This is a genomic window from Aquisalinus flavus, from assembly GCF_014640095.1.
Classification (GTDB): Bacteria; Pseudomonadota; Alphaproteobacteria; order Caulobacterales; family Parvularculaceae; genus Aquisalinus; species Aquisalinus flavus.
This window is the reverse complement of sequence record NZ_BMGH01000001.1, coordinates 2,569,699-2,583,261: the sequence shown is the minus strand read 5'-3', so window position 1 is coordinate 2,583,261 and position 13,563 is coordinate 2,569,699. Positions and strand designations below refer to the sequence as shown.

Below are 13,563 nucleotides of genomic sequence, written 5' to 3'. Positions count from 1 at the left end.
TAGTGTGCAGGTCATCATGAAAGCATTGCCAACGCTCCGCCAATTGCAGTTTTTTGTCGCCCTTGCGCGCCGGGAATCGTTTTCCCGCGCCGCCGAAGACTGTCTCGTGTCCCAGTCGACCCTGTCGTCGGCGATCAAGGAACTGGAGACGGTGCTCGATGCGACCCTGGTCGATCGCACCAGCCGGTCCTTCTCGCTGACGCCCGTCGGGGAAATGCTCCTGCGCCAGGCAGAGGAGCTGATCGCTCTTGCGGAAGACATGGTCCGATCGGCCAGCCGGCCGGAGCCGCTGACCGGGGTGATGAAGCTTGGCGTGATCCCGACGATCGGGCCGTTCATCCTGCCCGACGCGATGCCCCTGTTCGAAAAGGGCTATCCGGCGCTGTCTCTGTATCTGCGCGAGGATCTGACCGCGAGCCTGATCGAGCGGCTGCGGGCCGGGCTGATCGATGTCGCCCTCATCGCCTTTCCCTACGAGGCCGACGGGCTCGACACGATGGATATTGCGGAGGACCCGTTCTGGTTCGTGTGCGCGCCTTCGCACCGCCTCGCGGGGCGCAAGCGGATCGGCGTTGACGACCTTGCCGGGGAAGACCTGCTGCTGCTCGAGGACGGCCACTGCCTGCGCGATCATGCCCTGTCGGCGTGCCAGTTGCAGATGCGCGAAACCGCAAACACCTTTGGCGCGACCAGCCTGTTTACGTTGACGCAGATGACCCGGTCAGGCCTTGGCGCGACGCTATTGCCGGAAATGGCGATCCGTCAGGGGCTGGCAAAGGCATCGAACCTGATCGCGATCCCCTTCGCCGGAAAGGCGGATGAAGTGCCGGCCCGCCAGATCGGCCTTGCCTGGCGGCGCGGTTCCGGCTTCGAGCAGGAAGCCGAGGCGATCGCCGGCGTGCTGAAAGCGGCATTGAAGAAGCCAGTGCGCAGCGACGCGGCAATTGCCTGACCACATCCCTGCTTAATTCCCTTCGGCCTGTTCTTTCCGCGCCAGCCGCTTGATCGGTGAAATCTCGCCATTGTCGGACAACAGCACGGCGACGGGTCTTGTGTCCTGGAACTGCGTGCAGACGATCATCAGGGAGACCGTGATCGGGACGCAGAGCAGCATGCCGGCAAAACCCCACAAGCTGCCCCACACCGTCAGCGACAGGAGGATGATCAGGGGCGACAGGTTCAGCGAGCGGCCCATCAGCCGCGGCTCGATCACCGAGGAAACGGTCTGTTCCGCCGCCGTCAGCAGGCCGAGTGTCAGCAGAAACAGGGGCACGCCGCCGCCATCGGGCTGCACCAGCGCCAGGATCGATGGCAGCATGACGCCGGAGATCGCGCCGATGATCGGTATATAACCGAGGGCGAAGATCAATAGTGCCCAGAACCCGGCAAAGTCGATGCCGAGGATCGTCATGATGATGAAGGAGAAGGTCGCGGTGGTCAGGCCCATCAATGTCTTGATCGATATATACTGGCGCACGAGATCGCCGATATCATTGATGATCTGGCTGATATCGAGCTGATCTTCCTGCATTCCGGCGACGATACCGACCTTGCGCAGCAAGGCACCGCGTTCGATCAGCATGAAGCTGGTATAGAGCAGGATGGTAACGAGGTTCTGGGCCAGCGAGCGGATCGCCTGGCCGATTTCGCTGGCGATGCCCGAGATGAAACCGAGCAATTGCTGCTGGAACTGCGTGATCAGCGCCGAGACGCCTTCCGCCGTCGTAATCGAGCCATCCTCGGCGCGCAAGCTGTCGACATCGACATTGCTCTCGAACCAGTCGGTGAAAAAGGGCAGGCTTTCGAGAAAGGTCTTGATCTGGTCGAGAATGGCGATCAGGCGTTCCTGATAGGCGGGACCTGCCTTGATGATCGCCCCGGCATTGGCCGTGATGATCTGCCCGAGCGTGATCAGCACCAGGGCAATGACGGCGAATGACAGAATGTAGGCGATAAATTCCGGCAGCAGCTTGCCCAGAACCGGAATCCTCCTGATCGCGGTTTTCAGCGTCACGATGATGAAAGACAGGAACATGGCGATGACGAGGGGGATGAGAATACCGCGCGCGACGTAGAGGATGAAGCCGAGCAGAATGGCTATGCTGATCGCATAGAAAAAGCGCGCGAGCCCGCGCTGCTCGATATGCAGGTGGTCGGTTTCGTTTCTGTCCATGGTCCCGTTTCGCTGAATGCCTGCGCCCGCCGTGAGGATTAGCCGTGTTCTGTCCCGCTGTCAGCCGCGACGTTCGGGCAACCGGCGCCACTTTATCCCGGCCGGCAATTGGCGTAAGCCAGCGGCGATGATCGAGCGAGATTTCCCTTTTACTGATCACCGCACTGACCCCGTCGCCGCCTTCGCGCCGCTGGCGGGGCAGCCTTTTGCGCATCTGTTACGTGGCGGCGCGGGCGCGGCCCATAGCTGGGGCGGGGGGCAGGACATTCTCGTCGCCGCGCCGGCCTCGACGCTGGTGGTTCGCGGTGGGCAGGTGCGGATCGATGGTCGCGACATCGGGCCGGCCAGCGCCAACGATCCCTTGGCCCTGTTGCGGGACCGTCTCGCCATGCGTCGGCGGGAACGGGCTGTCTCCTCTGAATCGGGCGGCTTCCTGTCCGGCGCGGTCGGCTATCTTGCCTATGAAATGGCCCGCTATATCGAGCCGGTGTTGAGCGACCTTCCGCCCGCACCGGGCAGGATGCCGGAAATGGCGGTCGGGTTCTACGATGCCGCGATCCTTTTCGACCGGGAGACCGGCACCGCGAAACTGGTGGCCCTCAGCGAGGAAGCGGCAGACAGATTGCAGCAGACGCTTGAGCCGGGGAGTACCGGCACGGCGACTACAGGGCAGGGAGGGATCAGGCAGCCAGAGAATACCACACGGCACGACGCGGAGGATTTCATCGCTGCGGTCGAGGCGTGCAAGGCACGCATTCTCGACGGGTCGATCTTCCAGGCCAATATCACGCGCCGGCTGACGGCCACCTTTCGGGATGCGGATTGGCGCGGCCTGGCACTGCCATTGTTCAGGTGCCTTCATGAGGCAAGCGCCTCGCCCTTCGGTGCCATGCTGCAGTTCGAGGAAGGCTGTGTGCTGAGCGATTCACCGGAGAAGTTTCTCGAGGTGCGCCCGCAGGAGGACGGGTTCAAGGCTATCGCCGAGCCTGTGAAGGGCACGCGCCGGCGCCGGGACGACCCGGCGGAAGACAGGGCGGTGATCGATGATCTGCTCGGCGATGAAAAGGACCGCGCCGAGAATGTGATGATCACCGATCTCGTCCGCAACGACCTGTCGCGCGTCTGTCGCGACCATTCGATCCGCGAGGAGGCTGTGTGCGAGCTGCAGAGCTTTGCCGGGGTCCATCATCTCGTCTCCCGGGTCAGCGGGATGGTGCGTGACGGGCTTGGCGCAGTCGATATCGTGCGCGCCAGCTATCCCTGCGGATCGATCACCGGGGCGCCGAAGATCCGGGCGATGCAGGTTATTGCCGATCTGGAGCAACAGGGCAGGGGCGTTTATTGCGGCGCCATCGGCTGGTTCGACGATCGCGGCGGCGCGATGGTGTCGGTGCCGATCAGGACGGGCGTGCTCGAGCCCTCGGAAGCGGGCGCGGTCCTGACCTATGGCACCGGCGGCGGGATCACCGTCCTTTCCGATCCGCAGGCGGAATATCAGGAAACGATCGACAAGTCAGGCCCGTTCCGGCGGCTGACCGGGGATCGCCAATGATCCTCGTCATCGACAATTATGACAGCTTCGTCCACAATCTCGCGCGCTATGTTCGCGAAACGGGGGAGGAGACCATCGTCTGGCGCAATGACGAGCGCAGCGTCGCGGACTGCCTTGCCCTGGCGCCATCGGGTATCATCCTGTCGCCGGGCCCGGGGCGCCCGGCCGAGGCCGGCATCTGCAAGACGCTGATTGCGGCCGCGACCGAAACGCCGATCCTCGGTGTCTGCCTTGGCCATCAGGCGCTGGGGGAAGCTTGTGGCGGTGCGACGGTCGCCTCGCGCGAGCCGATGCATGGCCGCACCAGCGTCATCGACCATGACGGCACCGGCGTCTTTGCCGGGCTGCCATCGCCGCTGGCGGTCGGGCGCTATCACTCGTTGAGCGTAGATGTCGCCGGGGCACCGGACCTGATCATACAGGCCCGCGCCGGGGACGGAGAGATCATGGCAATGCGGCATCGCTCATGCCCTCACCATGGCGTCCAGTTTCACCCTGAATCATTGCTGACCCCGGAGGGCAGGGCTATGATCGAAACCTTCGTGGCGATGGCCGCGGCCTCTTCGGCGACAACTGCTCAGGGCGGGGGATAATGACCTACTGGATCAACGGTACATATCGGGAAAAGGCTGACAGCGTTATCGCGCTGGCCGATCGCGGCTTTGCCCTCGGCGACGGCCTGTTCGAGACTCTGCTGGTGCGCGGGGGCGAGCCGGTCTTCCTGTCTGAACATCTCGCACGGTTGAAAAAAAGCGCCGACTTCATGGCAATACCTGTCGCCCATGACGAGACGGCGATACACAAGGCGATACGCAAGCTTGCGGATGGCGCGGAGGGCGACCTGGCAGCGCGGATCACGCTGTCGCGCGGTGTGGGTCCGCGGGGTATCCTGCCGCCGAAAAGTGCCGTGGCAAAGCCGGTCATGACCATCGCCCTGTCGCCCGCGCCACCGGCGCGGCGGGCGTCGGTGTCTTGCATCCTGTCGTCGATCCGCCGCAACGAAGGCTCGCCCGCCGCGCGGATGAAGACGCTGTCCTATATCGACAATATCCTTGCCCGGCAGGAAGCAGAGCAGGCCGGTGCGGGGGAGGCGATCATGCTGAACAATCAGGGTCTCGTCACTTGCGCCAGCGTCGGCAACATCTTCATCGTGACCGGTGAGAACCGGCTGCTGACGCCGAACACGGATTGCGGGGTGCTGCCCGGCATCGTCCGGCGCAAGATCATCGACCTAGCCCGGGAAAACGGCATCGAGGCCGAGACCGGCTATGTTCAGGACAATGACTATCAGGGCCGCCCGATCTTCATCACCAACTCGCTTACCGGCATGGCGCCGGCGCATATTCTGGGCGAGCCGCCCTCGGGCAGGGTGGAGGTGATTGCCCGCCTCAAATCCCTCTACGCCGCTGCCGTGGCCGCTGATCTGAAACAGCGCAAGGGGGGCTGATGGAGAGCTTCAGCCTGTCAGTGAGCCAGATCGCGCGCTTGTCCGGTGCCCTGACCGGGGACGAGCTGTCACGCCGGTTCAATACCTATACGGATTTCCTGACCCAGTCGGAATGGAATGCCGGAACGATCGTCGGTCCAGGCGGGCTGGGACTGAGCCAGGAGAGAATCGACGCCTGCGCTGCGCGTCTGTGCCAGTTTTTCGACAAGACAGGCGTCGATCTCGATGCGCAGCCGACGGATACGTTCGGCGACTGGGCCGAACGATTTCTGCCGACGCTATCGCGATCGCTGAAAGTCATGCGGTTTCATCCGGCGACCCAGGCAGGTTCCGCCGATGTGCGCCACAATGCCGATGAGGTATTCCAGGACGCCCGGGTCGTTGCCAGCCTGATGCATGGCCGCCGCCGGGTTCTCAGCCTCGTCTCACCGCACAGCCTGTTCGGGTTCATTACCACGATGCTGGCACCGAACCTGCAGCATCTCGAGGTAGTGGATGTCCGCTCGATGGCACCGGACGAGCTGAGCGAGGCGGTTGCCTTCGGCGATCTCATCGTCGCGACGCCGACCTTGTGGCGCTACCTGCACGAGACGATCTCCGGTTTTCCGAATAATGTCATGGGACTGTCTTTCGGTGAACCGCTCCTGCTCGACCTTGCGACGGGATTGCGCGAGCGTGGATTGGGCGCGATGCGCGAGCTCTATGGATCGACCGAGTCCGGCATTATCGGGTGGCGCGATACCCCGGCCGAACCGTTCGTGTTGTTCGATCACTGGATCGCGGCGGAGGAAAAGCTCGTCCGGATCAGGCCTGACGGCTCCGAGCGCGAAGTCGTCTGCATGGATCACATGGAATGGCAGGGCGAGCGCACGTTCAAGCTGGCCGGTCGTCGCGATGGCGCCGTACAGATCGGGGCGATCAACGTCTTCCCGTCGAGCATCGGCGCGATCATCGGCGAGCATCCCGATATCGTCGACTGTACCGTGCGGGTCACCCATCGGACCGGGTCGCTCGACAGGCTGATCGCCCATATCCAGCTGCGCGACGGCATACAGCCGACACAGGACATCGCATGGTCCGTAGACGAATGGTGCCGCAACAAGCTGCAGCCGCCGGAGCGGCCGCGTATCTATGTGTTCAACAAGAAATGAAAAAAGGCAGCCCGGGGGCTGCCTTTTGGGTGTCTGCTTGTGCGGCTCGGACAGGGACGAAAATCAGCGCTCGTTGGCCTGGGCCTGTGTGCGGATCTCGGAGTTCTTGCTCGAGGATTGCCCGCTGACGACGTCAAAGACCTCCGGACTGTCGCCGATGACCGGGGTCATCTCGCAATTGTTTGTACAGGTATAGGAGGTGCGCTGGGTGCCGCGATAGACGACGAGCATGTCGTTTGTCTGGCTCTGTACCCTGATATTCAGGTTCTCCAGGCGGTTACCATCCTTGTCGAAGAAATAGATATTGGTCAGGCCCGGTGCCTTGCCATAGAGCAAGACCTTGTTGTTGGCCTGAACGCTGACGTCGGCAATCACCGGATTGCCGACAACGATGCTGGCGACAGGCTGGCGCATATCGTAGGCGCGGACCTGGTCGATCGTCAGCCACATCTCGTTGGTCTGGGCATTAACGCCAGTTGCGGCGAATGCCAGGATGACGGAAATGACGGCGCTCAGAAAATTTCTGGCCATGACAGAACCCTTTTTAATTGGACGCGTGAATACGGACGCTGGGAGAAAAATCCCATGAAATGATCAAGGAAGGGTTAAACGGCCGTTCAGCATCGCCTGGTCGTCCATGTCGGGGGCGGTTTTTTCTGTCGCTGGCAAATGCAAAGCCGGCAGCCGATACAATTTATGCGCGATCTTTTACGGGCCCTTAACAACAGTATGGAAAAGTCCGCTTCAATTATTCGCATGCGGAGCAGGAACTATGGCAATGGTATTGACCCAGCCGGCAGAAGATAATGCCATCGACGACGCTCTCGTGACCCGGATCAAACAGCTTCCCCTTTTCTGTCACCTTCCCGAGGCCGTCCTTACGGCGCTCGCCATGGCTGCGACGGAGAAGAATGTCGCGCCGGGCGAAATGGTCTTCTCCGCCGGCCAATATGAATCCGATGACCTGATCTGCTGCATTGCCGGTCGCGGCCAGATGACCAGCGGCGATGGCGTGGACGGCTCAATTACCCGCCGGCTGTTTGCCGAGGGCGATGTTCTCGGGCTGGAATTCATCCTTGCCGGCCTGCCGGAACTCGGCTCCGCCATCGGTCTGCAGGCAGAAACAGAGATGCGCCTTCTCCTGATTGATTCAGATATTTTCCGCGAAGCGATCTCATCATCCCACCAGATGGCCGTGGTGCTGCTTCGCGAGATGACGCGGCGGGTACTGGGTCAGTCCATGGGCTATGCCGCAGTCGACAAGGGCGCCATGGGAAGGATAGCCAAGGCGCTTTTCGGGCTGGCTGAACGCAGCCAGAGCAATGGTCACTGGCGGATCGCTACGATGCCACGCCATCGCGATCTCGGCCTTCTCGCGAATGCCGGCGAGAAGGACGCCGCCGAGGCGGTCGCCCGGCTGATAGGCATGCATATCCTGAAGCGGGACTATCCCGGTATGATGATAACGGACTATCCGGCGCTGATGGCGATTGCCGAATAGGCCTGTTCGTAAACGGCTGTTAATCATCAATATTAATATTCCGCTAACTGTATAATATAACCTTTCTTTTACTTCGCGGTGATAGGCTGTGATTATTCGGGAAGTCCGAATGTGCAAGTGTAAAACAGGAGTTCGACCATGAACAAACTTATCAATCGTTTCGTCAAAGACGAAGAAGGTGCGACGGCTATCGAGTACGGCCTGATCGCTGCTCTGATCGCTACGGCTATCATTGCTGCCCTGCAGGGTGTTGCCACCTCGCTGAGCACCAACTTCTCCGAGATCTCTGCAGATATCGACAGCGCTGGTTAATCGCCAACGCGTTCGAGAAACAAGAGGGAGGCTCCGGCCTCCCTTTTTTTGTTTTCCGAAGCTTGCTCTGTTGCCGGCGCGCCGCGAAAACTTCGTCCCTCTAAGGAATAATTAACGCTGTTTTTGCATAGTCGCGCGTGAAGATGTGGTGAGAAGTTGAAATGCTTGGCTATCTGTTTCTGTCAATTCCCGTCGGTGCATGGCTGGTCGCGGCGCTGAATGACGCCGAGGAGATGAAGATCCCGAACTGGATTTCCATCGCGCTCCTCATCAGCTTTCCGGCTGCGGCGCTTTATTTCCAGTTCACGACAGAGATGTTCGTGGCGTCGGTCGCGCTCGGCATTGCCGTTCTGATCGGCTGTTTCATCCTGTTCGCGCTCAATGTCTTCGGTGGCGGCGACGCCAAGCTTCTCGCCGCCTCCGCCCCATGGGTCGGCCTTGCCGGGTTCCTGCCCTTCATCATCAAGATCGCGCTGATGGGCGGCGCGCTCGCCATTCTGGTGATGATGTTCCGGCGCATGCCGCCCCTGCCGATCTACGCCCATATGCCGTGGCTGATGCAGGCGCATGAGGGCAAGAGCTACATTCCCTATGGCATCGCCATCGCCGCCGGCGGCGTCTGGAGCCTGCCCGACCTGCCGATATACGTATTGGTTACTGGCGGTTGAGACAGCATTAACATTGTTTTGAGAGTTTCCGGGCAGAGTAACTCTTGAATTTTACAAAGCCATGCGTGGCGCCGTCAGAAAATTAAGGGCAGTTAGTCATGAATTCGGGACGTATCATTCTACTTGCCGTGGCACTTGTCGCCGGTGGCGCCGTCTTTTTCCTGATGTCATCCGGCGGCAACGAACCGGTGCCGACGGCACAGATCATCCCCCAGCAGGATGCGATCGAGGTCGAGCAGGTGCTCGTCGCCGACCGCGACTTTGCCCGCGGTGATCGCCTCGATGTCGAAGGCACACGCTGGGTCAAATGGCCTGCCAGCAACCTGCCGGAAGGCGCGATCACCAAGGCGAATGAAGAGTTCTACGCATCGCTGCCGGAGACGGTCGCGCGGTCCGTCATGGTCAAGAACGAGCCGATTACCGAAGCCAAGGTTCTGCGTCCCGGCCAGGCCGGCATGATGGCCGCCCTGCTGACGCCGGGCATGCAGGCCGTCACCCTGGACGTTTCCATGCGCCAGTCTGCCGCCGGCTTCATCCTGCCGGGCGACAAGATCGATATCTACCATACAGTCGATTCAGATGACCGCGATGGCACACTGACTAGCCAGCTTCTTTATGCGAATGTCCGGGTACTGGCGATCGACCAGACCTTCGCTCAGACCGGCGAAGGCGCGCAGCCGAGCTCGACCGTGACGCTGGAGCTTGTACCGACGCAGGTCGAGAAATTCCTTACCTCCCGCGAGAACGGCACGCTCAGCCTGGCGCTGCGCAGCGCGTTCCAGCCGGAAGGGGGCGATGAATTGCTGCAGGAAACCCAACCGTCCGAAATCGTCGTCATCCGTTATGGCCAGTCGTAGAGGCGGCGAGAGAGAATGGTCAGCAGGGGCAAGAATATGAAACACCCAATGTCAGGAAATGCCATGAACCGGGCAAGAAAAATCCTCACCGCGTCTCTCGGCGCGGTTTTCGCGAGCCTGACCGCCTTCTCCGCAGCGATGACGCCTGCCGCGGCACAGGCCGACGATGTCGTGATCAATCGCGGCGGCGACAGCCAGAGTTCCCGAACGCTGACGCTTGCGCTCGACAAGGCGGTGATCATCGAGCTGCCGCAGGCGGCGTCCGATGTGCTGATCTCCAATCCGTCCAAGGTCGATGCGGTCATCCGCTCCTCGCGCCGGGTCTATCTCCTGGGACTTGAAGCGGGGCAGGCAAACGCCTTCTTTTTCGACAGCCGCGGCGAGCAGATATTGAACCTGGAAATCATCGTCGAACGCGACACGGCAGGTCTCGATTCCCTGCTCAAGAAGCTGATGCCTGATGCGCGCATCACCGTCGATACGGTCAATGCCAACGTGATCCTCAAAGGCTCCGTACAGACATCGTCCGATGCGTCGCGCGCTCAGGATGTAGCGGCCCGCTATGTCGGCGATCCGGAACTGGTCATGAACATGCTGTCTATCCGCGACCAGAACCAGGTCATGCTGAAAGTGCGCATCGTCGAGATGCAGCGCCGCCTGGTCAAGCAGCTCGGCGTCAACGGCTCGGCCTTTGCCCGGCTCGATGATGCGATCCTCAATACCTCCTGGACGTCGTCCTTTGCTGCCTCCGGCAGTGCGCTTGGCGGCATCGACGCGGACCTTGTCACCAACGGCATCGGCGACATCACCGATCTCGATTTCATGTTCAATGCGTTCGAGCAGAACGGCATGATCAAGACACTGGCGGAACCGACCCTGAACTCGTTGTCCGGCGAAGCGGCAACCTTTCTTGCCGGTGGTGAATTCCCGGTACCGGTCGGCCAGGATGATGGCCAGGTCACGATCGAATTCAAGAAATTCGGTGTTTCTCTCGGCTTCCGCCCTGTGGTTCTGTCGAAGAACCGCATCAACCTTGCGATCGATACAGAGGTCAGTGAAATTTCCCGTGCCAACTCCTTTACCCTTGGAAGCGGCACGACGATCGATCCTGACACGGGTAACCCGACGGTCAGCAGCGTGCTGACCATTCCTGGCCTGACCGTACGCCGCGTGTCCAACGTCGTCGAGCTTCCCTCCGGTGGCTCGATGGCGATTGCCGGCCTGCTGCAGGAAAATATCCAGACTGCGGTCGAAGGCGTGCCGGGGCTGAAGGACGTTTCCGTCCTTGGCCAGCTCTTCCGGTCGAATGAATTCATCAACCAGGAAACCGAGCTCGTCGTCATCGTCACGCCGTATCTGGTCGAGCCGACCACCATGGCGAACCTGACCGATCCATCCGAAGGCTTTGTGCCGCCGAGCGAAATACAATCGATCGTCGTCGGCAAGTTGCAGTCGGCCTATGGCATGAAACCGCGCGGCGAGCCGCGTACCCTGCAGGGCCCCCACGGCTTCATTCTCGACTAACGCGAAAGAGAACCAGGCATATGAAGAAGCATTTCACCCTCCTGATCGCCGCGACGGCTCTCACCGCATGCGCCTCGCCTTTCAATGGCGCGCAGCAGGCGCGTACCATCGAGGAACAACATCCGATCAGTATCGAGCAGCAGGTCGTCACGATGACTGTGTCGGTAGACCGGTCGCTAACGGAGCTTTCCGCCATCGACAAGGCCCGGCTCAGGGCTTTCGCCGATACCTATTTCACCCGCGGCCATGGCCCGGTGACTATCACCGCGCCGTCAGGCGGCGGCCAGGCCGATTTCTATGGCCAGCAGGTCGTCGCTGACATCCGCGATGCACTTTATGCGGAGGGTCTCGACTACGCCGCCATGCAGGGTGCCAGCTATCGCCTGTCACCGGAACAGAGCGAGCCGGAAGTGATCATCAGCTTCAGCAATTATGTCGCAAGCCCGAGCGCCTGCGGGGCATGGGACGAGGAATATTACCGCCGGTCCCATAATCTGCGCACGAAGAATTTCGGCTGCGCCCAGCAGAACAATATCGCTGCCATGGTCGCCGACCCGCGTGACCTTGTCGGTCAGCGCCGCCTCGGCAATCCGGATGCAGCGCGCGAGGCAGCGGTCTACGGAAAGTATATCCGCGGCGAAGTGACCTCGAGCGAAGCAGAAGAAAGTTCGGAAATTTCCGCATCTGATCAATAGGGGCCCTCGAAGGTCTGGAGAATACCATGAGCAATGTGTCTAACAGCAAGTTCGATTTCGACCGCGAAGATGCCTTCGACGAAGATGTCGCCGGACTGGAGAGCCTGTCCGACGACGATCTCGATATCGATCTGGAGGGGTTCGACTTCGACGATATCGATCTCGAAGGCATGGACGACTGGGACGACGATGAACTTGACGAGGCGCTCGACGGCGTGCGCGGCGACGCGGAAAGTGCGGACTCATCGTACGACCTGCTTGCCTTTGAGTCACAGGGTGACGCGGACGAGAGCGGCCTTGAAGGCAGCAATGCTGCCGGACAGACGCCGGCCCAGATGCAGCAGGCTCTCGAAGATGACGATGAGCTGCCGCCCCTCCTGGATGAAGTCGGCGATCACAGCGCCGCCGCCCCTGTCGCTGCTACAGCTGTCTCTCACTCCCGCCATGACTATGGCGACGACGAATTCGAAGCGCAGGAAGGCGACCATATTCCGGTGCCGCGCATCAATATCGATGTCTTCTACGAGACCACGGAAATCAGTGGGCTGATCGAGGCGACGGCAAATGACCGGCGCATGGCCAAGGCACACATCAACCTGTCCTTCGGGGGCGTTGAAAAAGCCGCCCAGCATTACCAGAACGCGGCAACGCCGAACCTGATCGTTCTTGAAACGGTCCATGGCGGCCAGCAATTGTTCGATGGCCTCGCCCATCTGGCCGAGGTGTGCGACCCGTCGACCAAGGTCGTCATCCTCGGCAAGATCAACGATGTCTCGCTCTATCGCGAACTGATGGCGCGCGGCATCAGCGACTATCTGATCGCACCGCGCGCGCCGATCCAGATCACCCGGGCAATCGCCGGATTGTATCTCGACCCGTCGGCCCCGCCGATCGGCAAGAATATCGTCTTTGCCGGAACCCGCGGCGGCACCGGCTCCTCGACCATTTGTCACAACGTCGCCTGGGCCATCGCGGAACATTATGCCAATGACGCGGTACTGCTCGACCTCGACCTGCCGTTCGGCACGGCGAGCCTCGACTTCGCCCAGGACCCGTCCCACGGCCTGACCGAGGCGCTGGGCGCGCCTGAGCGTCTTGACGACGTGCTGCTCGACCGTCTGCTGCAGAAGTGTACGGACCGTCTGTCACTTTTCTCCGCGCCGAACATGCTCGACCAGGATTACGACGTGCCGGCCTCTTCCTTCGAGGAAGTGCTCGACGTCGTCCGCAAGGCTGCGCCGAACATCGTCATCGACCTGCCCCATGGCTGGAGCGCTTGGACGAGAAACATCCTTCATTCCGCCGACCAGATCATCCTGACGGCGACGCCGGACCTGTCCTCCTATCGCAATGCCAAGAACCTGATCGAGACGATCAATGCGACGCGCTCCAATGATGCACCGCCGATCCTTGTCATGAACCAGGTCGGCGTGCCGAAACGGCCTGAAGTGCCGGTCGAGCAATTCGCCGAAGCGCTGGATATCGAGCCGACCGCCGTGATCCCGTGGGACCCGGTTCTGTTCGGTACGGCGGCGACCAATGCCGAGACGGTCTTCCAGACCGATGCCAAGTCGAAGGTGACCGGCTCGCTCGATTTTATCGCCGGCACCATTCTCGGCCATCATGGCAAAAAATCCCGCAAGAAGGGATTCGATATCAAGTCACTGCTGAAAAAGCTTTAGG

Annotated in this window: 14 protein-coding genes; 12 read left to right on the top strand and 2 right to left on the bottom strand. The window is 61.1% G+C overall.

Going from position 1 to position 13,563, the window contains the following annotated elements; all coding sequences use genetic code 11:
• The first annotated feature begins 16 nt into the window (after window positions 1-16).
• Entirely contained in the window at window positions 17-952 is a 936-nt protein-coding gene (locus tag IEV88_RS11690; protein ID WP_188158275.1) for a hydrogen peroxide-inducible genes activator, read from the top strand.
• A 12-nt stretch (window positions 953-964) separates the two neighbouring features.
• Here the strand turns inward: IEV88_RS11690 and IEV88_RS11685 are convergent, their stop codons facing one another.
• Entirely contained in the window at window positions 965-2,173 is a 1,209-nt protein-coding gene (locus IEV88_RS11685) for an AI-2E family transporter (RefSeq protein ID WP_188158276.1), read from the bottom strand.
• 127 nt (window positions 2,174-2,300) lie between these two features.
• On the opposite strand from IEV88_RS11685, the gene IEV88_RS11680 reads away from it, so the two are divergent.
• The 4 genes from IEV88_RS11680 to IEV88_RS11665 are packed head-to-tail and all read left to right on the top strand — an operon-like array spanning window position 2,301 to window position 6,323.
• On the top strand, window positions 2,301-3,725 hold the full coding sequence (locus IEV88_RS11680; RefSeq protein WP_188158277.1) for an anthranilate synthase component I family protein: 1,425 nt from the start codon (window positions 2,301-2,303) through the stop codon (window positions 3,723-3,725).
• Entirely contained in the window at window positions 3,722-4,318 is a 597-nt protein-coding gene (locus tag IEV88_RS11675) for an anthranilate synthase component II (RefSeq protein ID WP_188158278.1), read from the top strand. The genes IEV88_RS11680 and IEV88_RS11675 overlap by 4 nt, the downstream gene beginning before the upstream one ends.
• Window positions 4,318-5,172, top strand: coding sequence for an aminotransferase class IV (locus IEV88_RS11670; protein WP_188158279.1), 855 nt, complete (start codon window positions 4,318-4,320; stop codon window positions 5,170-5,172). The genes IEV88_RS11675 and IEV88_RS11670 overlap by 1 nt, the downstream gene beginning before the upstream one ends.
• On the top strand, window positions 5,172-6,323 hold the full coding sequence (locus tag IEV88_RS11665) for a class I adenylate-forming enzyme family protein (RefSeq protein ID WP_188158280.1): 1,152 nt from the start codon (window positions 5,172-5,174) through the stop codon (window positions 6,321-6,323). The genes IEV88_RS11670 and IEV88_RS11665 overlap by 1 nt, the downstream gene beginning before the upstream one ends.
• A 63-nt stretch (window positions 6,324-6,386) precedes the next feature.
• On the opposite strand, the gene IEV88_RS11660 is transcribed toward IEV88_RS11665, so the two are convergent.
• The gene (locus IEV88_RS11660; RefSeq protein WP_188158281.1) at window positions 6,387-6,854 is read right to left on the bottom strand and encodes a pilus assembly protein N-terminal domain-containing protein; all 468 of its coding nucleotides are present in this window, start codon (window positions 6,852-6,854) and stop codon (window positions 6,387-6,389) included.
• Between the two features lie 241 nt (window positions 6,855-7,095).
• Here IEV88_RS11660 and IEV88_RS11655 point away from each other — a divergent pair, with 241 nt between their 5' ends.
• The 7 genes from IEV88_RS11655 to IEV88_RS11625 all read left to right on the top strand — a co-directional run bounded on the left by IEV88_RS11655 (window position 7,096) and on the right by IEV88_RS11625 (window position 13,562).
• Window positions 7,096-7,824 carry a Crp/Fnr family transcriptional regulator gene (locus tag IEV88_RS11655; RefSeq protein WP_188158282.1) on the top strand — a complete coding sequence of 243 codons (729 nt, stop codon included), beginning with the start codon at window positions 7,096-7,098 and terminating at the stop codon, window positions 7,822-7,824.
• Window positions 7,825-7,962: 138 nt separating this feature from the next.
• The gene (locus IEV88_RS11650) at window positions 7,963-8,136 is read left to right on the top strand and encodes a Flp family type IVb pilin (RefSeq protein ID WP_188158283.1); all 174 of its coding nucleotides are present in this window, start codon (window positions 7,963-7,965) and stop codon (window positions 8,134-8,136) included.
• A 161-nt stretch (window positions 8,137-8,297) separates the two neighbouring features.
• Window positions 8,298-8,804, top strand: a complete 507-nt coding sequence (locus IEV88_RS11645) for an A24 family peptidase (protein WP_188158284.1) — start codon at window positions 8,298-8,300, stop codon at window positions 8,802-8,804.
• A gap of 98 nt (window positions 8,805-8,902) precedes the next feature.
• Window positions 8,903-9,661, top strand: coding sequence for a Flp pilus assembly protein CpaB (gene cpaB / locus IEV88_RS11640; RefSeq protein ID WP_188158285.1), 759 nt, complete (start codon window positions 8,903-8,905; stop codon window positions 9,659-9,661).
• Between the two features lie 63 nt (window positions 9,662-9,724).
• Complete coding sequence (locus tag IEV88_RS11635) at window positions 9,725-11,185, top strand: type II and III secretion system protein family protein (RefSeq protein WP_188158286.1); 1,461 nt, start codon at window positions 9,725-9,727, stop codon at window positions 11,183-11,185.
• 20 nt (window positions 11,186-11,205) lie between these two features.
• Window positions 11,206-11,880 (top strand): CpaD family pilus assembly protein, encoded by a 675-nt coding sequence (locus IEV88_RS11630; protein WP_188158287.1) that lies wholly within the window; start codon window positions 11,206-11,208, stop codon window positions 11,878-11,880.
• A gap of 26 nt (window positions 11,881-11,906) precedes the next feature.
• Window positions 11,907-13,562 carry a CpaE/TadZ family protein gene (locus tag IEV88_RS11625; protein ID WP_188158288.1) on the top strand — a complete coding sequence of 552 codons (1,656 nt, stop codon included), beginning with the start codon at window positions 11,907-11,909 and terminating at the stop codon, window positions 13,560-13,562.
• Window position 13,563 lies beyond the last annotated feature (1 nt).